Origin of the sequence: Mesorhizobium sp. B2-4-14 (assembly GCF_006442155.1) — a bacterium.
Lineage (GTDB): Bacteria > Pseudomonadota > Alphaproteobacteria > Rhizobiales > Rhizobiaceae > Mesorhizobium.
Genome location: NZ_VFVA01000024.1, coordinates 41,727 through 60,496 on the forward strand (window position 1 = coordinate 41,727; position 18,770 = coordinate 60,496).

Annotated in this window: 18 protein-coding genes, 1 tRNA gene and 1 pseudogene; 11 read left to right on the forward strand and 9 right to left on the reverse strand. The window is 63.9% G+C overall.

The window, feature by feature from the left end; all coding sequences use genetic code 11:
* Positions 1-52 precede the first annotated feature (52 nt).
* The 4 genes from FJ938_RS20135 to FJ938_RS20150 form a co-directional block, all read right to left on the reverse strand.
* Positions 53-1,705, reverse strand: a complete 1,653-nt coding sequence (locus tag FJ938_RS20135; RefSeq protein ID WP_140696686.1) for a VWA domain-containing protein — start codon at positions 1,703-1,705, stop codon at positions 53-55.
* A gap of 128 nt (positions 1,706-1,833) precedes the next feature.
* The gene (locus FJ938_RS20140; RefSeq protein WP_115144991.1) at positions 1,834-2,832 is read right to left on the reverse strand and encodes a GlxA family transcriptional regulator; all 999 of its coding nucleotides are present in this window, start codon (positions 2,830-2,832) and stop codon (positions 1,834-1,836) included.
* A gap of 27 nt (positions 2,833-2,859) precedes the next feature.
* Positions 2,860-3,759 (reverse strand): bifunctional methylenetetrahydrofolate dehydrogenase/methenyltetrahydrofolate cyclohydrolase FolD, encoded by a 900-nt coding sequence (gene folD, locus FJ938_RS20145; RefSeq protein WP_140696689.1) that lies wholly within the window; start codon positions 3,757-3,759, stop codon positions 2,860-2,862.
* A gap of 178 nt (positions 3,760-3,937) precedes the next feature.
* Positions 3,938-5,014, reverse strand: a complete 1,077-nt coding sequence (locus FJ938_RS20150; RefSeq protein WP_246673432.1) for a hypothetical protein — start codon at positions 5,012-5,014, stop codon at positions 3,938-3,940.
* 294 nt (positions 5,015-5,308) lie between these two features.
* Here FJ938_RS20150 and proC point away from each other — a divergent pair, with 294 nt between their 5' ends.
* Positions 5,309-6,124, forward strand: coding sequence for a pyrroline-5-carboxylate reductase (gene proC, locus FJ938_RS20155; RefSeq protein WP_140696691.1), 816 nt, complete (start codon positions 5,309-5,311; stop codon positions 6,122-6,124).
* A 3-nt stretch (positions 6,125-6,127) separates the two neighbouring features.
* On the opposite strand, the gene FJ938_RS20160 is transcribed toward proC, so the two are convergent.
* On the reverse strand, positions 6,128-7,444 hold the full coding sequence (locus tag FJ938_RS20160) for an NAD(P)H-dependent oxidoreductase (protein ID WP_140696694.1): 1,317 nt from the start codon (positions 7,442-7,444) through the stop codon (positions 6,128-6,130).
* A gap of 95 nt (positions 7,445-7,539) precedes the next feature.
* On the opposite strand from FJ938_RS20160, the gene FJ938_RS20165 reads away from it, so the two are divergent.
* Positions 7,540-7,776: a hypothetical protein gene (locus FJ938_RS20165; protein ID WP_246673440.1), complete on the forward strand. Its 237-nt coding sequence runs from the start codon at positions 7,540-7,542 to the stop codon at positions 7,774-7,776.
* A gap of 36 nt (positions 7,777-7,812) precedes the next feature.
* On the opposite strand, the pseudogene FJ938_RS20170 reads toward FJ938_RS20165, so the two are convergent.
* From FJ938_RS20170 to FJ938_RS20185, 4 genes and pseudogenes are all read right to left on the reverse strand, one after another.
* Positions 7,813-9,206 (reverse strand): annotated as a pseudogene (locus tag FJ938_RS20170) (multicopper oxidase family protein).
* Between the two features lie 197 nt (positions 9,207-9,403).
* Positions 9,404-11,086, reverse strand: coding sequence for a DUF882 domain-containing protein (locus FJ938_RS20175; RefSeq protein WP_140696699.1), 1,683 nt, complete (start codon positions 11,084-11,086; stop codon positions 9,404-9,406).
* 208 nt (positions 11,087-11,294) lie between these two features.
* Positions 11,295-12,437, reverse strand: a complete 1,143-nt coding sequence (locus FJ938_RS20180) for a hypothetical protein (RefSeq protein WP_140696702.1) — start codon at positions 12,435-12,437, stop codon at positions 11,295-11,297.
* A gap of 181 nt (positions 12,438-12,618) precedes the next feature.
* A tRNA-Thr gene (locus tag FJ938_RS20185) sits at positions 12,619-12,693 on the reverse strand.
* Positions 12,694-12,854: 161 nt separating this feature from the next.
* Between FJ938_RS20185 and FJ938_RS20190 the strand changes: the two genes are divergently transcribed.
* The 9 genes from FJ938_RS20190 to yacG all read left to right on the forward strand — a co-directional run bounded on the left by FJ938_RS20190 (position 12,855) and on the right by yacG (position 18,725).
* Positions 12,855-13,031: a hypothetical protein gene (locus tag FJ938_RS20190; protein WP_140610318.1), complete on the forward strand. Its 177-nt coding sequence runs from the start codon at positions 12,855-12,857 to the stop codon at positions 13,029-13,031.
* A gap of 128 nt (positions 13,032-13,159) precedes the next feature.
* Positions 13,160-14,452, forward strand: coding sequence for a UDP-N-acetylglucosamine 1-carboxyvinyltransferase (gene murA, locus FJ938_RS20195; protein WP_140610319.1), 1,293 nt, complete (start codon positions 13,160-13,162; stop codon positions 14,450-14,452).
* Positions 14,453-14,779: 327 nt separating this feature from the next.
* Positions 14,780-15,214 carry a DUF2948 family protein gene (locus FJ938_RS20200; RefSeq protein ID WP_140610320.1) on the forward strand — a complete coding sequence of 145 codons (435 nt, stop codon included), beginning with the start codon at positions 14,780-14,782 and terminating at the stop codon, positions 15,212-15,214.
* 7 nt (positions 15,215-15,221) lie between these two features.
* Entirely contained in the window at positions 15,222-16,514 is a 1,293-nt protein-coding gene (hisD, locus tag FJ938_RS20205) for a histidinol dehydrogenase (protein ID WP_140696704.1), read from the forward strand.
* Positions 16,515-16,520: 6 nt separating this feature from the next.
* Entirely contained in the window at positions 16,521-17,006 is a 486-nt protein-coding gene (locus tag FJ938_RS20210; protein ID WP_140696707.1) for a UPF0262 family protein, read from the forward strand.
* A complete protein-coding gene (locus tag FJ938_RS20215) occupies positions 16,994-17,464 on the forward strand; it encodes a low molecular weight phosphatase family protein (RefSeq protein WP_140696710.1) in 471 nt (156 codons plus the stop codon). Before FJ938_RS20210 ends, FJ938_RS20215 begins: the two co-directional genes overlap by 13 nt.
* 198 nt (positions 17,465-17,662) lie before the next feature.
* Positions 17,663-17,881: a translation initiation factor IF-1 gene (gene infA / locus FJ938_RS20225; protein WP_006200926.1), complete on the forward strand. Its 219-nt coding sequence runs from the start codon at positions 17,663-17,665 to the stop codon at positions 17,879-17,881.
* 23 nt (positions 17,882-17,904) lie between these two features.
* A complete protein-coding gene (locus FJ938_RS20230) occupies positions 17,905-18,531 on the forward strand; it encodes a Maf-like protein (RefSeq protein ID WP_140610325.1) in 627 nt (208 codons plus the stop codon).
* Entirely contained in the window at positions 18,528-18,725 is a 198-nt protein-coding gene (gene yacG, locus FJ938_RS20235; RefSeq protein WP_140610326.1) for a DNA gyrase inhibitor YacG, read from the forward strand. The genes FJ938_RS20230 and yacG overlap by 4 nt, the downstream gene beginning before the upstream one ends.
* The last annotated feature ends 45 nt before the right edge of the window (positions 18,726-18,770 follow it).

Consider the following 18,770-nt stretch of genomic DNA (forward strand, 5'->3'; position numbering starts at 1 on the left):
ACGCAAAAGGGCGGCTTCAAGCCGCCCCTCTTACGACCAGCGGAAAACGGCATCACGGCTGGACCGTGATCTCGGCGCGTTCGCCGGCTTTCACTGCCACCGGCATTTCCTTGTCGTGGCCTTCGTCAGACAGGTGACGGACAACCACATAGTCGCCGGCCGGCATGGTCTGCTGCCAGGTGTCGCCATAACTCAGGCCGAGTGACTTGCGCTTGCCCTCGATATCCTTTTTCGACGACAGCACCTCGATCGAATAGGCACCGGGGGCGGACATGGCCAGAACGCCCGCATCGAGCGTCACCTTCACGTCCTGATTGTCGCCGGCCTTAATGCTGAAGGGCTGCTCGACGACGGTAAGATCAAGCGTGGCGACCGCCACATAGTCATCGGGCGGCAGCCAGAACTTGCTGTCGGGGCCATAGGAATGTTCGACGCTGTCTCGGCTGCCATCGATCTTCTTCTTCGCCTTGACGATCTCGAAGCCGACGCCTGAATTGTCGGCCTTGTCACCGCCTGAGGTGTAGTAGGCATTGAGGAGGGCATGGCCGACGCCGACCACGACATCCTTTTCAATTGTCTGTCCGGCGGTCAACTGAATGGTGTCCGTAACCGAGCCGCTGCCGATCTGAACCGTGAGCTTCTGTTCACCCGCCGGGACAACGACCTTTGAGTCGCCATAGTGGGTGGTGCTGCCGCCCGGATAGGCAAAATCCAGACGGGCTTCGCTGCTGATATCGGCGCCTTGATAGGCCTTGGGATGAATGAGCACGGTGCCCGCGTTCAAGGTGAAGAGCGGCTTGTAGACCTGGCCGGCCTCGATCTTGATCTTCTGCTCCACCTTGGCTTCGTCATCACGCGCCACGACAACATAGTCACCGGGGTCGAGATTGCCGTTGTAGGCGCCATATTCGGTGGTGACGGAATCGCCGCGTGAACCGTCCGACTTCGCCTTGTAGATCTCCCAGGCATTGCCGTCGGTGATCGGCTCGCCACCTTCGGCCATCACCACGCTCGGCTGAAAATTGAACTCGGATTTCGCGGATGCCGGCGCGGGTGCCGGGGCGGGAGCTGGCTCAGGCGCGGGTGCGGCGACGGTTTGGACCAAGGCCTCCTGCAGCGCTTTCTCGTCGGAGGCCTGGATGTACTTGCCGCCGGTATTGTCGGCGAGGCAAGCGATCTGCTTGCCTTCGTCGACGGTCAGGCCGAAGCCGACGACGTCGGCGGTGAAATCGACACCGGATGCCTTCAGCTCCTTGCCGAGCGCGCAGGGATCGCCGCCGCAAGTCTCGAGCCCATCGGTGATGAGGACGACGGTCGCCTTGTCCTCGGTGTATTTCAGCGCTTCGGCCGCCTGCTTGACGGCTGCCGTCAACGGCGTCTTGCCGAGAAATTTCAGACTGTCGGCAGCGTCGGTGATGGCGCTTGCCGAGCCTGCCTGAGGCGGCACGATCAGCTGGATGTCCTCGCAGCTGCCCTTCTCGCGATGGCCATAGGCCATGAAGCCGATTTCTTCGTCGGCGGGAACCGATTGAAGCACGGTCCTCAGCGATTCACGAGCGATTTCGAGCTTGGGCTTGCCGCCGATCTGCGCCCACATCGAGCCGGAAGCATCGAGGATGATGATGACGCGGTTGGCGGTGAAGCCGGCCGCCGTCATGACAAACAGGAGGATCGCCGCAGCGACGCCTCGCGCAAATACCGCCATCGAAATCTCCTGCGTTAGCCCCCTCGTCCGCACCGGGAAGCTATTGGACGCCGCGTCCGGACACAAGCCCGGCATGCGCCAAGTCGCTCATGCGCCCGGCGCCGGATGGGGCATCGCCCCGAAGCGGCTCAGTAGGTGGTGCGGCGCTCTTCGGAAGGCGGCCGGCCAAACTGCAGCCGGTAGCTCTGGGCAAAATAGGAATGCGAGGTGAAGCCGGTCGCGATCGCCACATCAAGGATCGGCATGTTGGTCTGGCGCAGCAATTCGCGTGCCCGCTCCAGCCGCAACCGCATGTAGTAGCGGCCGGGGGTGACGTTGAGGTGACGCAGGAACAGGCGCTCCACCTGGCGCACCGAAAGGCCGGCCGACTTGGCGAGTTGCACCGCCGAGAGCGGCTCGTCGAGGTGATCGGCCATCAGTTCGACGATGCGCCGCAGCTTCTCGGACTTGCCGGTCAGATCGCGCTCGGGTCCCACGCGCTGACGGTCGCCGGCCGAGCGGATGCGCTCATGCTGGAATTGGTTGGCGACGCCATTGGCGAGGTTCGAGCCGAAATCGCCGCGCACGATCTCGAGCATCAGGTCGATCGAGGTGGTGCCGCCGGCGCAGGTGTAGCGCTTGCGGTCGATCTCGAAGACGTTGCCGGTGCAGTTGATATCGGGAAAGCGCTCCATGAAGCCGGCGCGGTTTTCCCAATGGATGGTGCAGCGGTAACCGTCGAGCTGGCCGGCCTCGGCCAGCAGGTAGGATCCGACCGACAGCGCGCCAAGCGCATTGCCGCGCCGGCCCCAACTGCGCAACGCCGCCAGAACCTTGCTCTTGCCGGGGAATTCCGTCGTCAGGCCGACCGAGACGAAGAGGATGTCGACGGGCGGCAGGTCGGCGACGCTGTAGTCGATCTTCAGCGGCAGGCCGTTGGACGCCATCACCGGATCGCCGTCGGCCGACACCGTGGTCCAGCCATAGAAATCGCGACCAAGCAGACGGTTCGCCGAGCGGAACGTGTCGATCGCGGCCGCCAGCGAGAACATGGAAAACTTGTCGACCAGCAGGAAGGCGAACTGCCGGCCGCCCTGAACGGGATCAGTCGTGACCGGCCGTTCCGGGGAAATGGTGGGGTTAGGCAAAGCTGCGGCTTTCAGGGTCAACCCGGCTCAGAAGGAGGGCCGTTTCAACCCGGCCGCAAGGTAGGCCGAAGCTAACGTATTGGCCATCAGCATGGCAATGGTCATCGGCCCGACTCCACCTGGCACCGGCGTGATGGCGCCTGCCATCTTGGCCGCTTCGGCATAGGCGACATCGCCGACGAGGCGCGACTTGCCCTCGCCCTTTTCCGGCGCGGGAATGCGGTTGATGCCGACATCGATGACGGTGGCGCCGGGCTTGACCCAATCGCCCCTGATCATCTCGGGGCGACCGACGGCGGCGACAAGGATGTCGGCCGTGCGGGCAAGCGCCGGCAGGTCCTTGGTGCGGCTGTGGGCGATGGTGACGGTGCAGTTGGCGGCAAGCAGCAGATTGGCCATCGGCTTGCCGACGATGTTGGAACGGCCGACGACGACGGCGTTGAGGCCGGACAAATCCTTGCCGCGCACGCGCTCGATCAGGAGCATCGAGCCGGCGGGCGTGCAGGGAACAAAAGCCGTGTCGAGTTCGCCGGTGCCGAGCTTGCCGACATTGATGAAATGGAAGCCGTCGACATCCTTTTCCGGCGCGATGGCCTGGATGATCTTGCCGGCGTCGATATGGGCAGGCAGTGGAAGCTGCACCAGGATGCCGTTGATCTCAGGATCGGCGTTGAGCTCCCCGACGATCTCAAGCAGCGCTTGCTCGGAGGTCTCGGCCGGCAGCGTGTGTTGCAGCGAATGAAAGCCGCATTCCTTGGCGGTGCGGGATTTTGAGGCGACATAGACCTGGCTCGCCGGATCCTCGCCGACGATGACCACGGCGAGACCTGGCTTGGCGTTGCCTTTGGCGACCAGCTCGGCGGCCAGGGTCTTCACCGTCCGCACCACGTCTTCGGCAACGCTTTTTCCGTCGATCACTTCAGCCATGAACCACCCTCAACACCGTTTTACCCAACGCGCGTTCACAAAACACAATGCGCGCCGGCACCATGCAGCGCGGCATTGTCACGAAAATTCCGGCCCGCAATCCCGTCAAAGCGCCGTCCCATGCCGTTTACGCGAAACCGGGATGGTTTTGTTCGGCCTCGGCAACCTATCTTGTGGCTCAGAAGTAGCGGCGGCGGGCGCGGCTCTCGGCGAGTTCGCGGACCGCTTCGCGGAACTCCCGCAGGCTGGCGCGAATTTCGTCGATCGGCGCCTGTTCGGCACCTTCCTCGACTTGCGAGGGTTCTACCGGTGGCTGCACGGGGTAGGCCGACGGTTGCGGCGATGCGGGGGGCTGCGGTGGATACGGTATGTGCCCAGCATAGAGTGCCGCCATGGCCTGAGTGTAGGGGTAGCCTACCGACGATCGCGCCTGCCACGGCCGCATCCGCGGATACCTCGCCTGCTGTGCATGGGGATAGGGCGGCGGAGCCGGATAGACCGATTGCAGCGGCAGCAGGGGTGACCGCGACGGCGGCCCCATCGGCCTGGAATAAGTCGTATCGAAGCCTGGGGGAAACGGCCGCGGATAGTCCGACACCACTGGCCGAGGCATGAAGACTGAATCCGGATTCGGGTGGCCGGAGGGCATGGCGGCATCCGCCCCCCGCGCGTTTTCACCAAAGGCGGCTAACGCGCTGGAAATGCCGTCGTCAGCCTCGTCGGATGGCTTGCGGGACAGGGCATTGCGCAGCCTCGCCATCAACGCACGGCCGACACCGGAGGCAAAACCCAGGAGCCGGCCGGCATGCGCCATCCCGGCCCGTAACGGGCCTTTCGCCTCGAGCGGCGCGAAACCCTTGGAGATCACATTCATGTTGGCGTTGTTGATGTCCTTCTGTTCGCCGGTTTCCTCGGCGCGCAGCAGGAACTGTTCATAGACGGAGCGCTTGGCGGCGGCCTCACGCTCCAGTTGGCGCATCGACACGAGATCGTCGTGTTGTGCAGTCGCTCCCGGCTGTCCGTCCGGCCGGAGCCGCTCTGTTTCGACGGCCGGCAGTGTCGGGTCCGTCCGCGCCTCCCGCCGTGAACGGGCCAGGCGATGGCGCGTGGCGGCGTCTTCGCGCCATGCCGGATCCGCTCGGTCCCCTATCGAGACCAGGGACGCGTCCTTGCCGTCCTCACCGCGTATGGCCTGGCCGAGCGCCAGCAATGAAAGCTCGCGCCTCCAGTCTTCACGGTTTTCCCTGTCGACCATTATCTTGGAGCTTCACTCTTTGGCCGCCTGGCGGCGGCGGTCGGCCATTCGTTAAGCCACGCTAAACAAGCATAGGAAACAAAAGGTTAACTTTGGCAGGCCAGTGCATAAGCTTTTCATAACCTCAAGCACTGGAATTGCAGTGCATTCGGGCCTCGGAATGGCACGCTAAGCTTTCCCGCCTATCGCTCCCAGCACACGAACGATCGCGATGCGCGATCATCGCGTCCGTGCTGACAGGGCTTTCCCGCTGAGGCGCGAACGTCTATGCAGAGCCTTCCTTGGGAGGGTTCCATGACGATCAGGCTCGTTCTCGCCGGCTGCGGCAATATGGGTTACGCGATGCTCTCGGGCTGGCTGAAATCCGGCAAGCTTTCGCCGTCGACGGTTTTCGTGGTCGAGCCCAATGCCGATTTGCGCAACCGCGCCGCCGCACTCGGCTGCGGCACGGCAGCGGATGCCGGCGGCATTCCAGCCGACGCCGTGCCTGATCTCGTCGTCGTCGCGGTGAAGCCGCAGGTGATCCGCGACGTCACCGCCGCCTACAAGCGTTTCGGCGACGGCCGCACGACTTTCGTCAGCATCGCCGCCGGCACGCCGGTCGCCACCTTCGAGGAGATCCTGGGCAGCCGCGCGCCGATCGTGCGCTGCATGCCCAACACGCCGGCGGCGATCGGCAAGGGCATGATGGTGGTGTTTTCCAACCCCCTGGTATCCGACGATGCCAAGCGTTTCGTCGTCGACCTGCTGTCGGCCAGCGGCGAAGTGGCCACCATCGATGATGAAGGCCTGATGGACGCAGTGACCGCCGTCTCCGGATCGGGCCCGGCCTATATCTTCCATTTCATCGAGGCGCTGACCGTGGCCGCCGAGAAGGCCGGCTTGCCCCCGGCAACCGCCAGATTGCTGGCCATGCAGACCGTCCATGGCGCCGCCTCGCTCGCCGCCGAAAGCAACGAGGAACCGGGCGTGCTGCGCCAGCAGGTGACCAGCCCGAACGGGACGACAGCGGCAGCGCTGGCCGTGCTGATGGGCGAAGACCGGCTGACCAACCTGCTGATAGAGGCCGTCGAGGCGGCGCGGCTGCGGTCGATCGAACTGGGGAAGTAACCCTCAACCCGCGCCGTAAAGCATCTCATCCTGCAGCCGGCGCAAGGCGAACAGCCTCGTCGTCTGGTCGGGGGCCGCATTGTCGGTGGTCAGCAGTTCGCCTTTGCCAACCGGCTTCAACACCTTGCCGCCCTCGAGCAGGCCGACCGGCACGGCGCACCGGGCGCGGGCTTCGCCGACGGTCGTGGTCCAGGACCGGTAGCAGGTCTCGCCGATCGCATCGAAGGTCTCGCCGGGGGTCAGGTCCCGCTTGGCGACGGCACAGACTTCGGCGACCGGCCTTGGCAGCGGCACCATGTCTGGCTTGCCGGAAAGCACGATGCGGGCGGCGGTCAGCGGCACTTCCAGCGACGTCAGATGATAGGGCCGGAACAGGCTGTAGTAGGGGCCATGGCCGATATGCAAATCGTCCATGCGCTCGATGATGCGCGGATGCGTCGCCTCGACAATGACGAAGACACCGGGCGCCACGCCCTTGCCGATGGTGTAGTCGACGACGCCCTTTTTGGTGAGGAGCCCGCCATCCTCGCGCGGGATCAGGACTTTGGCTAGGTCGTCGCGGTCGGCCTTGGGGCCATGCATGCCGGGCACGTCGGGCACCAAGCCGGTGGCGTTGGCGATGGCGCACATCTCGACCATGGTCTTGGAGCCGTCGACGAACTCGACCAGCATGCGCGGGTTCATGTTGCGGCGGATCGCTTCCTCGCGATAGTCATCGGGCACGGCGTCGCGGTTGAGCGGGTTGTTCTTGCCCTTGCCGGCCGAGACGATCGTCAGGCCAAGGGCCGAAGCGAACTCGATCAGTTCCATGCAGCTCGACGGCTCGTCGCCGGCGCCGACCGAATAGACGACGCCAAGCCGGTCGGCCTGCTGCTTGAGATAGCAGCCGATGGTGACATCGGCCTCGACATTCATCATCACCAGATGCTTGCCGTGCTCCATCGCCATGAGGTCGAAATCAGCGGCGACGCCGGGCTTTCCCGTGGCGTCGATGACGACGTCGATCAATGGATTGGTGACCAGCGTCTCGTTGGAGGTGATGGCGATCCTGCCGCTCTCGATGGCGCCGGTGACTTTCGATGCGGTGTCGGCTTCCACCGCAATCGCCTCGTCGCCATAGGCGATGCGGATGGCCTCACGCGCGGTGTGCGGACGCCGGGTGGACACGGCGCAAACCGAAATGCCCGGCATCAGCATGCCCTGCGTGACCAGATCAGTGCCCATTTCGCCCGAGCCGATGACGCCGATGCGCACCGGACGGCCCTCGGCGGCACGGCTGGCAAGATCACGGGCAAGCCCGGTAAGGGCGACATTGGTCATGCGGGATGTCCACAGCTTCTTGATTTACGGCCGGATTAGCAGGGAACGGGCTCCGTTTGCCAACAAAACCAGTCTCGGCGGTCAATTCCGCCGAAATTGACCGGGGAAAGCGCATTTACCCCTGGTCGATTGGCCCAAAGGGCCTCACCTTCAACGCCCAGCAGGCAAAGGCGACCGAAGTACCGGGGCTGGCGGACGGCGTCGACTTCATCGTCGCCACCACGCCGATCTCGGCTTCGGTGACCAAGCCGGTCATCAAGGGCCTCGCCTTCCTCACCGGCATCGGCAAGGACAAGGTGCTCGACGAGATCGAAGCGGAGCTGCGCAAGTAAGTCGCCGATGACGCGGTCCTGGCGACGGGCTTGGCTTCAAACCACCCTGACGTAGCTCGTCATGCCCGATTTCTGGTGCTCGATGATGTGGCAGTGCAGCAGCCAGTCGCCCGGATTGTCGGCGACGAAGCCCAGGCTCACCTTCTCGTTGGGCTGGATGAGGTAGGTGTCCGAAATCAGCGGCTGAACCGGTCGTGTCGACGACGACAGCACCTTGAAGCTCATGCCGTGCAGATGCATCGGATGCGATTGCGGCGTCAGGTTCTCCATGTCGATGACATAGCTTTTGCCGAGCTTCAGTTCGGCCAGCGGCGCGGTCGGGTCCGGCGTGTCGCCTGGCCACGGCACCTTGTTGATCGCCCAGAAACCGTAACCGAGCGAACCGCAGATACCGTTGCTCGGAATGTTTTCGGCCGTGGCGCTGAGCGCCAGGGAAATATGCTGCGCGCTGGTCAGATCGACATCCGCCACCGGATTGACCTCCAGCGGCGCAACATCGCGGATGTCTCGCCTGAGCGAGCTGCCCATCGCGCGCAGGGTCGTCAGGATTTTGGGCTTGGTGCCCCTGACATCCCGCAGGCTGACGATCGCGCCCTCCTCGTCCGGCATGCGGATGGCGAGTTCCATGCGCTGTCCCGGGCCAAGCAGCAGGGCATCGGGCAAAAAAGCTCAGGCACCGGGTTGCCGTCGAGTGCCATGACGTCAGCCTCCGCTCCATCGACTCGGAAGGCGTAGATGCGGGTGACATCGGTGATGGCGACGCGCAGCCGCACCAGCCCGCCGGCCGGCGCGTCATATTGCGGCTGGTCGTGCCAGTTGGCGGTGCGCACCGTGCCGTAGGTGCCGGTTCTGGCGGCATCGCGCGGCCGGAACTGGTCGATGAACTGGCCATCGTCGCCGAGCCGCCAGTCGCGCAGGTTGAGGACAAATTCGGCGTCGAATTTCGGATCGTTCGGGTTCTCGACCACGATCACGCCGGTCAGGCCCTGGCCCATCTGCTCCAGCGTGTTGCAATGCGGGTGGTACCAGAAGGTGCCGGCATCGGGAGGCGTGAAGGCGTAGTCGAAATGATCGCCGGTGTAGACGTAGGGCTGGACCAGGAACGGCACGCCATCCATCTTGTTCGGCAGGCGGATGCCGTGCCAGTGGATGGTTGTCGGATCGTCGATGGCGTTGACCAGGCGCGCGGCGAAGGGCTCGCCCTTTTTCATCCTGAGCACCGGCGGCATGCCGGCGCTGCCATAGGTCAGCACATTCCTCGTCGGGCCAATGCCCATCAGCTGCGCCTGGATTTTCGCCGTCTGCAGCACCACCGGTTCAGGCGCCGCGGCGGCCCAGCCGTCGAGCCTGCCGATGGCGGCAAGCCCGACACCGCTCGCACCGGCAACCGCGGCCGTTTTGAGAAGCCCGCGACGTGTGAGTAGAGTCATTCAGCGCTCCAACCACAGGGGTGAACCCGCATCCAGTGCCGCCTTGGATCACAGGCGAGCCACCGGCGCAAATGCCGACACATTGCACATGGCGATTGCCTGAGCCATCGTTTCGAAGCAGGCGAAGATCGGATCGAAGCGGTCCGGTATCGCGCACATACCTATACATGCCACGTCCAACGCGTGCGTTCGTCGACCTATTTGAAGCTGGCGATGGGCAGGAACTTCACCGCGGAGCCGGTGAAGCGGCGGTGGTCGGACGTCTTTCCTCGCGGCTGGAACCCGTCGAGATAGACGTGCTCGGGCGCCGTACGGATGAAATTGGAGGCAATGACAGGCGCCGCTGCCGAACCCACCTTGCCGGCGATCTCGCGACCCGCCCCGAACGGCCGGCCGGCCGACGCAGCGGGCACAATGACAGGCGGGGCTTTGGCGTCACCGCGTGGCTGGACACGGTCGGCCTTGGGGCTCGCCCCGACGCGATCTTCGGGTTTCGACGCGGAGACCGGTAGCCGCCGGCCGGCCAGTCCATCGGGGCCGGCATGATGCCTTGCCAGCAAGGCAGCGATGACATCGCCGGATCCGGCCTCCGGCCGAGGCCCGGCGCTTGTCCGCGGCCGCCATGTCGGCAAGGGGATATTGAGCGACACCACGTCCGGCGCGGCGGTTGCGGCAGCGGCATTCGTGTTGCCCAAGGGAATTTCGGCATTGGCTGCCGCCGGCTTGGCAGCCGACAGTTCGGCCCGAGCCGCGGAGGCGCTGGCTGTCGCGAAAGGCACGGTTTCTCGGGTCGGCGTTGCGGCGATCGGAACACTCACCGTGGCCTCGGCGCGCGGTGCGAAGGCCGGCAGAGGCACCGCGCCTGGCTTCATCGCCATGACGATCGCTTCAGGCGTCTTCGCCTGCTGCTCGACTGGCGCTTCTTCGGCCGGAGCGGCGGAAGCCCGCTGGATATCCGCCCGCTGGGCTGCCTCCGGCAGCACGATGGCGATGCCCTGTCCGGCCGGCCTGGGTTCAACGGACTTCGGTTCAACGGATTTGGTTTCAACGGATTTGGCCGGCTTGCGTGGCGCTGGCACCGCTTCCTCGACGTCATCCGCTTCGTCCGAGCTGCGACTGCCCAGAAGCGTCGCCAGCAGGCCACGTGCCGGCCTGCGCTGGCCGCCGTCGGCGCTTGCCAGTTCGATGTTGGGCGTGCCGGCTGCCTTGCGCGATTTGTAGGCGGCAAACGCCTGCTCGTAGCCGGGCAGCGGCTTGCCGTCGCTCGGCACATGCAGCGTGTTGCCGTTCGGGAAGACCCTGGCGAGTTCCTGGCGGCTGATGCCCGGCCAATGCCGCACATTGCCGACATCCATATGGATGAAAGGCGAACCGGAGGTCGGATAATAACCGACGCCGCCGCCCTGCATCTTGAGGCCGATGTCGCGCAGCTTCTTCAGCGGCACATCCGGCAGGAAGAAGTCCATCGCGCGGCCAACCATGTGTTGGCTTTCCCGGGCCACGCCCTTCGAGCGGCCGCGCAGCATGGCGTTGGTCGCCGGCGAACGATAGGCGCTGACCACATGGATATAGGCTGTCGAGCCGCTGGCCCGATAGGCCTGCCAGACAAGGTCGAGCAGGCGCGGATCCATCCTGGTCGGCTCGTTGCGGCGCCAGTCGCGCAGCATGAAATTGATCTTCTTCAATCCCGCCTGATCGTAGCGCCCGTTGCGCTTGAAGACGATCTCGGCCTTCTCGCCCGTATGGAGATGTTGGATCTTCAGGGCGCGCGTCTCCGCGAATGCAGTGGTGACGCACATGCAAAGGAACGCGACTGCAATGGCCGGCAGCCATGTCCAACGATGGGAGGCGCCATTTTGTTCGCTTTCAATCACGTTCATGCCTTGCACATTGTTCTTGTTTCGGGCGATTTAACGTCTTCGCCTGATGCGGAGCCTTCTTTTCAAGCTCTACCTGACAAGCAGGCTTGACCACGCAGACGGGCCATCCGTTCTACAACACGCCGATGAACAGCGTCTTGGTTAACGAATCGTGTTCGTGCCCAGAACCGCTGTCCCGCAATGGCGGTTGCCCGCAATGGGATCTGCTTCAGCGAAACAGATATTTCGAGACTTCCGGATTGCCGCGCCGCCACATCACATTGTCCAGGAAGTAGTGGTGCACGTTGATGAATATCCAGGCGATGAAGAGGAAAAACGATGAGCCGAGCACTGCCTTGTCGTAAGGAATGAGGTCGGCCAGCGCCATCGGCACCAGCCAGAAACCGAGCGCTCCCAGAATTGCGCCCACGATGATGAACGCCAGCACGCGCAGCCTGTACAGCGGTCCAAGAATGGACAGGAGCTTCAATGCCGGCTTCTCGACGGCATCGGCACGGTCGCGCTCGAGATTGGTCTGATAGCGCCAGACCACCGCCAGATATTGCAAGGAATGCATCGCCGGCACGACGAGCAGCCAGAGCGGGTTCAATGTCACGAACAGGATCCAGGCATAGAGGGACACGACATAGGCGACAACGCCATTATAGGGCAGCGCGCCACCGTGCTTGCGCCAGCGATTGATGAACATCACGGCGGTTGCCGCCGAGGAGGCGGCGGCGATCGACATGGCGATGGTGATGAGCCACGGCGGGACCGCGAAGGTGTAGTAGTCCAAACCCCAGAACTGCCTCTGGGTGATGACCACGTTTGTCTGAAGCCATGCGAACAGCCACACGGCATAGCCGTTGACCAGCAACACCTTCTTGTCCTGATCGCCGAAGAATTTGCGCTTCAGCACGGCATCCACCATCAGCATGCCGTAGCCCTGCTTGACGTAGTGCCAGCCCACGAAAAAGCCCATCGCGTTGGTCGCATAGCCGAGCAGCCGGGTGTTCCCCGTCAATGAGCCATAGGCAAAGAAGGCAATCATCGCCAGCGGGACGACGATGCCCGCCAAAATATAGCGGATCTGCAGATTGCGGCTGTAGCCGTCGCCGCACACCTTGCGCGCGAAATTGCGATAGAAGATCTGGTATGAATGACCAAAGTGCGGCTGGTTTATGAGATGGGAAAGCAAGAACATCGTCAGCGTCACGGCAGCTTCGTATCTGAGCGGCACAAAATACAGGACCGGCAGGATCAGAAGCGCGCTTCCGCCAAGCATGAAAAAGTCGATGAACGGGCCAAAGAGATATTTTTGCGGCGCGGCTGCGACTAAAGCCGGGGCATCCGCCGAAAGGTGAAGTGCCATGCTCCCTTCCCCTGTGAGCGTTTATTTAGCCATCGACGGGCGCGCGCGACAAGCCGTTGGCGCGTGAAAGATCGGTTTGCTGGCGCGAGGAAGGCAGACGGGCAGGATCGCGGGCGCCAAACAGCGCTGGTGCGACGCACGCCGGCGTCAAAGCGGGTAAATTCGGGATTCGGAGATAGACTGGTGCTGCGAGAGAGGATTGAACTCTCGACCTCTCCCTTACCAAGGGAGTGCTCTACCACTGAGCTACCGCAGCCGCCGATGGCGGGGCTTCTGCCATATCGAACCGACAAGCGCAAGGCCAAGAACAACGCTTCTGTGAAAGCCTTTGCCGGATAGCTTTCAATGACATGGCGGCGCCACAATCTTGGCTATCCCTGAATATCGGTTTGGCCGGTCGCCGGCCGGGACGGGACGATGAGCGGCAAGACAATTCCACCGAAAAACAGCGGCACGGACCGCAAAACCAGGCTTGCCGAGCAGTTGCGCGCCAATCTGCAGAAGCGCAAAGCGCAGTCGCGCTCGCGCCGCACCGGCGAGGCCGACCAGCGGCCGGACGGGCTCACCGCTTCCAAGGAAATGCAAAAAGATTAACTCAAATCGGCCATTCTTGGGGCGCAGCGGGCGAAATCCTATTTCTTGAACCAGACCGGCCGATGGTCTAGACGGGCCGACACTCAAACGATTGAAGCGGCCTTTTTGGCCGAGAGGGACGTTCTCCAATGGATCGCATCAGAATTGTCGGCGGCAACGAGCTTGCCGGAAGCATTCCGATATCGGGCGCGAAAAACGCAGCCCTGCCGCTGATGATCGCCTCGCTTTTGACCGACGACACGCTGACCTTGGAAAACGTGCCGCATCTGGCCGATGTCGAGCAGCTGATCCGCATCCTCGGCAATCACGGCGTCGACTATTCCGTCAATGGCCGCCGCGAGAAGCAGAATGAGGGCTATTCGCGCACCATCAACTTCTCGGCCCGCAACATCGTCGACACCACGGCGCCTTACGAGCTGGTGTCGAAGATGCGGGCGTCGTTCTGGGTGATCGGGCCGCTGCTGGCCCGCATGGGCGAGGCCAAGGTGTCGCTGCCGGGCGGCTGCGCCATCGGCACGCGCCCGGTCGACCTGTTCCTCGAAGGCCTGCAGGCGCTGGGCGCGGACATCGACGTCGACACCGGCTATGTCATCGCCAAGACCCGCAATGGCCGCCTTGTCGGCAACCGCTATGTGTTCCCGAAGGTGTCGGTCGGCGCCACCCATGTGCTGATGATGGCGGCATCGCTGGCCATGGGCGAAACGGTGCTTGAAAACGCCGCCTGCGAACCCGAGATCGTCAACCTCGCCGAATGCCTCAACGCCATGGGCGCGAAAATTTCCGGCGCCGGCACGCCTGTTATCACCATCGATGGCGTCGAAGCGTTGTCGGGCGCCCGCGTGCGCGTCATTCCCGACCGCATCGAGACCGGCACCTATGCCATGGCGGTCGCCATGACCGGCGGCGACGTCGTGCTCGAAGGCGCGCGCCCCGAGCTTTTGCAGACCGCGCTGGACGTGATTTCGCAGACCGGCGCCGAGATCACGCAGACCAATTCCGGCATCCGCGTTAAGCGCAATGGCGCCGGCATTTCGCCTGTCGACGTGACGACGGCGCCCTTCCCGGCCTTCCCGACCGACCTGCAGGCGCAGTTCATGGGCCTGATGACCATGGCCAAAGGCAAGTCGCGCATCACCGAGACCATCTTCGAGAACCGCTTCATGCATGTCCAGGAACTGGCCCGGCTCGGCGCCCACATCACGCTTTCCGGCCAGACGGCGATCGTCGACGGCGTGGCCAAGCTGAAAGGCGCACCGGTGATGGCGACCGATCTTCGCGCCTCGGTGTCGCTGGTCATCGCCGGCCTGGCGGCCGAAGGCGAGACCACGGTCAACCGGGTCTACCATCTCGACCGCGGCTTCGAGCGGCTGGAGGAAAAGCTGTCCAATTGCGGCGCGGTGATCGAGCGGATTTCCGCTTAGGGAGCCCAAGGCAGCCGCTTCAAGGCGGCGTCTAATGGGCAATTGTCGCGTCGGCGCCGCCCTCATTTGCCTGTCGGCATCCGCGATCGAGATGCGTCCTTCTCCCCGTCTCTATACGGGGGAGAAGTGCCCGGCAGGACGATGAGGGGCAATGCAAAGCTGAGGCGATTGTCCTGGCGCAGAACCCCTATCGCGGTTGCGTGCTTCGAAAAGACCGCCTAGAGCCTGTTTTGTCTGAGCATGATCTTTGCCAAAAACCGATTTCCACTTTTTGGGATCATGCTCTAACAGAAGGCTGAACAGTCAACTTTCAGGTGCGAAATCCGCATGAATGCCCTCAAGCTTATCGCGCTCGACGACCAGGACCTGGGCATCGTCTCGGCCCATGTCCAGGATGCCGTGATGAAAGTTTCCGACCTCCAATATCTGCCGTCGGCCAAGCGTTTCGTGCTGACCATGAACCGCTTCGTCTGGGAGGCGAAGTCAGGCCTGTTTCGCCAGCATAACGAGCGGCGCCAGGCGGTGCTGCATTTCGACCGGGTGCTGGGCGCCAAGACCAACGGCATTGCCCGCGACAAGCCGGCCGAGGTGCTGTCCCTGCTGGCCATCAGCTTCATCGAGATCAGCAAGCCCGCGGGCATCGTCGAGCTGATCTTTTCAGGCGGCGGCACCATCATGCTCGATGTCGAGTGCATCGAGGCCCGCCTTGCCGACATCGGCGGCGCGTGGGAAGCCACGTCACGTCCCGTGCACAGGGCTTGAGCGTCTCATGGCCATCACGCTTCGCCACTCCGACGCCGATTTCGAGCAGCGTTTCGCCGCCTTCCTCACCACCAAGCGGGAAGTGTCCGCCGACGTCGAGGCCGCGGTGCGCGAGATCATCGCGCGGGTACGCGCCGAGGGCGACGCGGCTCTGATCGACTATTCCAGCCGATTCGACCGCGCCGACCTCAAAAGCATCGGCATTGCCGTAACCAAGGACGAAATCGCCAGCGCCTATGATGGCGCCGATGCGCGGACGATCAAGGCGCTCGAATTCGCGCGTGACCGGATACGCGCCTATCATGAGCAGCAGCTTCCGAAGGACAATCGCTACACGGATGGCGCGGGCGTCGAGCTCGGCTGGCGCTGGACGGCGATCGAAGCCGTCGGCCTCTATGTGCCGGGCGGCACCGCAAGCTATCCAAGCTCGGTGCTGATGAACGCCATACCGGCCAAGGTTGCCGGCGTCGAACGCATCGCCATCTGCGTGCCTGCCTCCGGCGGCGCCATACCGCCACTAGTGCTGGTGGCGGCCGACATATCAGGCGTTTCCGAAATCTACCGGGTCGGCGGAGCGCAGGCGATCGCGGCCCTTGCCTATGGCACCGACACGATCCGTCCGGTGGCCAAGGTCGTCGGCCCCGGCAATGCCTATGTGGCGGCGGCCAAGCGGCAGGTGTTCGGCACGGTCGGCATCGACATGATCGCCGGCCCCTCGGAAGTGCTCGTGGTGGCCGACGGCGACAACGATCCGGAGTGGATCGCCGCCGATCTGCTGGCCCAGGCCGAACACGATGTGTCGGCGCAGTCGATCCTGATCACCGACGATCCTGCATTCGGCCAAGCAGTCGAACGGGCGGTCGAGCGGCAGTTGCAGAGCCTGCCGCGCGGCGAGACGGCCGCGGCGAGCTGGCGTGATTTCGGCGCGGTGATCGAAGTTCCGACCATCGAGGCGGCACTGCCGCTGGTCGACCGCATCGCGGCCGAGCATGTCGAACTGGCCATCGACGATGCCGAAGGCTTCCTGTCGCGGATGCGCAATGCCGGCGCCGTCTTTCTCGGCCGCCATACACCGGAAACCATCGGCGACTATGTCGGCGGCTCCAATCACGTGCTGCCGACCGCACGCTCGGCGCGGTTCTCGTCGGGCCTGTCGGTGCTCGACTTCGTCAAGCGCACCTCGGTGCTCAGACTTGGACCGGAGCAGTTGCGCGTTCTGGCGCCGGCGGCGATCGCGCTCGCCAGGGCGGAAGGGCTCGACGCGCATGGCCGCTCCGTCGCCATACGGTTGAACATGTAGGCCGATATGACGGGCTCCGATCAAACCCGCGCAAAACTGATCGATGTCGAACTCGATGAATCGATCGGCCGTTCGACGCCCGATGTCGAGCATGAGCGGGCGGTGGCGATCTTCGACCTGATCGAGGAGAACAGTTTCCGGCCTGTCAATGACAGCGGCACGGGCCCCTACCGGCTGAAACTGTCACTGGCCGAACAGCGCCTGGTCTTTGCCGTAGCGCGCGAGGACGGCACCGGGGTGGTCACCCATATCCTGTCGCTGACGCCGCTGAGGCGCATCGTCAAGGACTACTACATGATCTGCGAAAGCTATTACGACGCCATCCGCTCCTCGACGCCGAGCCATATCGAGGCCATCGACATGGGCCGCCGGGGACTGCACAATGAGGGCTCGCAGACGCTGATGGACCGGCTCTCCGGCAAGATCGACATCGACTTCGATACGGCGCGCCGGCTGTTCACGCTGGTCTGCGTGCTGCACTGGCGGGGCTAATCCTGGCACCCGGCGCCCTGCCCCGCTCGATCCTGTTCCTGTGCGGCATGAATGCCGTGCGCTCGCCGATGGCCGAGCAACTGGCGCGCCGGATGCTGCCCGCCGCCATTTTCGTCGCCTCGGCCGGCGTGCGCGCCGGCGAGCGTGACCCGTTCGTCGATGCCGTGCTTGCCGAGGAAGGCCTGTCGCTGGACGACCGTCACCCGAGGACGCTGGACGATCTCGAGGACGACTATTTCGATCTGATCGTGACGCTGGCGCCGGAGGCGCACCACGCCGCGCTCGAGCTCACCCGCTCGCTCGCCGTCGAGGTCGAATATTGGCCGACGCCGGACCCAACCGATGCCGGCGGCACGCGCGAACAGATCATGGCAGCCTATCGCGATGTGCGCGAGCGGCTGAAGTTGCGCATAAGCCGACGTTTTTTGCTTCCAGAAGCAAAAAACGCGACGGATTAAGCGTGTTCACAAGCGCACGATTATCATATAGGTTCCGCCGAAATTCCAGCTGGAGTCGGATGATTTGGGGTCTGTTCGACCTGAAATCCGAATCCGCCTCCAGGTCAAAGAGTAGAGCATGATGTTGTCCGAAAACTGCTTCACACTTTTCGGCATCATGCTCTAGGCGCCGGAACTGCATCCAAGCAAAGGTATCGAATGCCGAAGGAAGAAGTCCTCGAGTTTCCTGGTGTCGTGACGGAATTGTTGCCCAACGCGATGTTCAGGGTGAAGCTCGAAAACGAACACGAGATCATCGCCCATACGGCCGGCCGCATGCGCAAGAACCGCATCCGCGTGCTGACCGGCGACAAGGTTCTGGTCGAGATGACGCCATACGACCTGACCAAGGGCCGCATCACCTACCGCTTCAAGTAAGATCAAGGCCCGGCCGGAACGCAATGAGCATTTTGCACAAGCTGGTGCTTGCCTCGGGTTCCCCGCGCCGCATCGAACTCTTGCAGCAGGCCGGTATCGAACCGGACCGTGTGCTGCCCGCCGATGTCGACGAAACACCGCTGCGTGCCGAGCATCCGCGCTCACTGGCCAAGCGCCTGTGCCAGGAAAAGGCCGAGAAGGCGCTTGCCTCGCTGAAGACCGAGACGGACTATGCGCCAAGCTTCGTGCTGGCCGCCGACACGGTGGTCGCGGTCGGACGGCGCATCCTGCCCAAGGCCGAAACACTGGATGACGCCGCCAATTGCCTCGGGCTGTTGTCCGGCCGTTCGCACCGGGTCTATTCCGGCATCTGCCTGATCACGCCGGGCGGCAAGCTGCGCCAGCGGCTGGTCGAGACGCGGGTGCGTTTCAAGCGGCTGCCGCGCGAGGAGATCGATGCCTATGTCGCCTCGGGCGAATGGCGCGGCAAGGCCGGCGGCTATGCCGTCCAGGGCCTCGCCGGTGCCTTCGTCGTCAAGCTCGTCGGCTCCTACACCAACATCGTCGGCCTGCCGCTCTACGAGACAGTGGCGCTGCTTTCCGGCGAAGGCTTCAAGATCCATCAAAGCTGGCAGTCCGCGCGGCCATGAGCCTCGACGACAAGGTGACGCCGCTGCGGCCCAAGCGCCCTTGCCCCGAATGCGGCAAGCCGTCGGCGCGCGAGACCTATCCATTCTGCTCGAAGCGCTGCAAGGACATCGACCTCAACCGCTGGCTGAAGGGCGCCTATGTCATCTCCGCCCGCGACGACGAGGAAGACCCCGACGCCGACGAGCCGAAATAGGGCTGGGATCGCACCGTCAGGCCGCCCCGGTCTCGCGGGCGGCGC

What these genes read in the sequence shown, in the direction of transcription:
- FJ938_RS20135 (WP_140696686.1), bottom strand. Translation starts at nt 1,705, where the DNA reads ATGGCGGTATTTGCGCGAGGCGTCGCTGCGGCGATCCTCCTGTTTGTC.
- folD (WP_140696689.1), bottom strand. Translation starts at nt 3,759, where the DNA reads ATGGCTGAAGTGATCGACGGAAAAAGCGTTGCCGAAGACGTGGTGCGG.
- FJ938_RS20150 (WP_246673432.1), bottom strand. Translation starts at nt 5,014, where the DNA reads ATGGTCGACAGGGAAAACCGTGAAGACTGGAGGCGCGAGCTTTCATTG.
- proC (WP_140696691.1), top strand. Translation starts at nt 5,309, where the DNA reads ATGACGATCAGGCTCGTTCTCGCCGGCTGCGGCAATATGGGTTACGCG.
- FJ938_RS20160 (WP_140696694.1), bottom strand. Translation starts at nt 7,444, where the DNA reads ATGACCAATGTCGCCCTTACCGGGCTTGCCCGTGATCTTGCCAGCCGT.
- FJ938_RS20175 (WP_140696699.1), bottom strand. Translation starts at nt 11,086, where the DNA reads ATGAACGTGATTGAAAGCGAACAAAATGGCGCCTCCCATCGTTGGACA.
- FJ938_RS20180 (WP_140696702.1), bottom strand. Translation starts at nt 12,437, where the DNA reads ATGGCACTTCACCTTTCGGCGGATGCCCCGGCTTTAGTCGCAGCCGCG.
- FJ938_RS20190 (WP_140610318.1), top strand. Translation starts at nt 12,855, where the DNA reads ATGAGCGGCAAGACAATTCCACCGAAAAACAGCGGCACGGACCGCAAA.
- murA (WP_140610319.1), top strand. Translation starts at nt 13,160, where the DNA reads ATGGATCGCATCAGAATTGTCGGCGGCAACGAGCTTGCCGGAAGCATT.
- FJ938_RS20200 (WP_140610320.1), top strand. Translation starts at nt 14,780, where the DNA reads ATGAATGCCCTCAAGCTTATCGCGCTCGACGACCAGGACCTGGGCATC.
- hisD (WP_140696704.1), top strand. Translation starts at nt 15,222, where the DNA reads ATGGCCATCACGCTTCGCCACTCCGACGCCGATTTCGAGCAGCGTTTC.
- FJ938_RS20210 (WP_140696707.1), top strand. Translation starts at nt 16,521, where the DNA reads ATGACGGGCTCCGATCAAACCCGCGCAAAACTGATCGATGTCGAACTC.
- infA (WP_006200926.1), top strand. Translation starts at nt 17,663, where the DNA reads ATGCCGAAGGAAGAAGTCCTCGAGTTTCCTGGTGTCGTGACGGAATTG.
- FJ938_RS20230 (WP_140610325.1), top strand. Translation starts at nt 17,905, where the DNA reads ATGAGCATTTTGCACAAGCTGGTGCTTGCCTCGGGTTCCCCGCGCCGC.
- yacG (WP_140610326.1), top strand. Translation starts at nt 18,528, where the DNA reads ATGAGCCTCGACGACAAGGTGACGCCGCTGCGGCCCAAGCGCCCTTGC.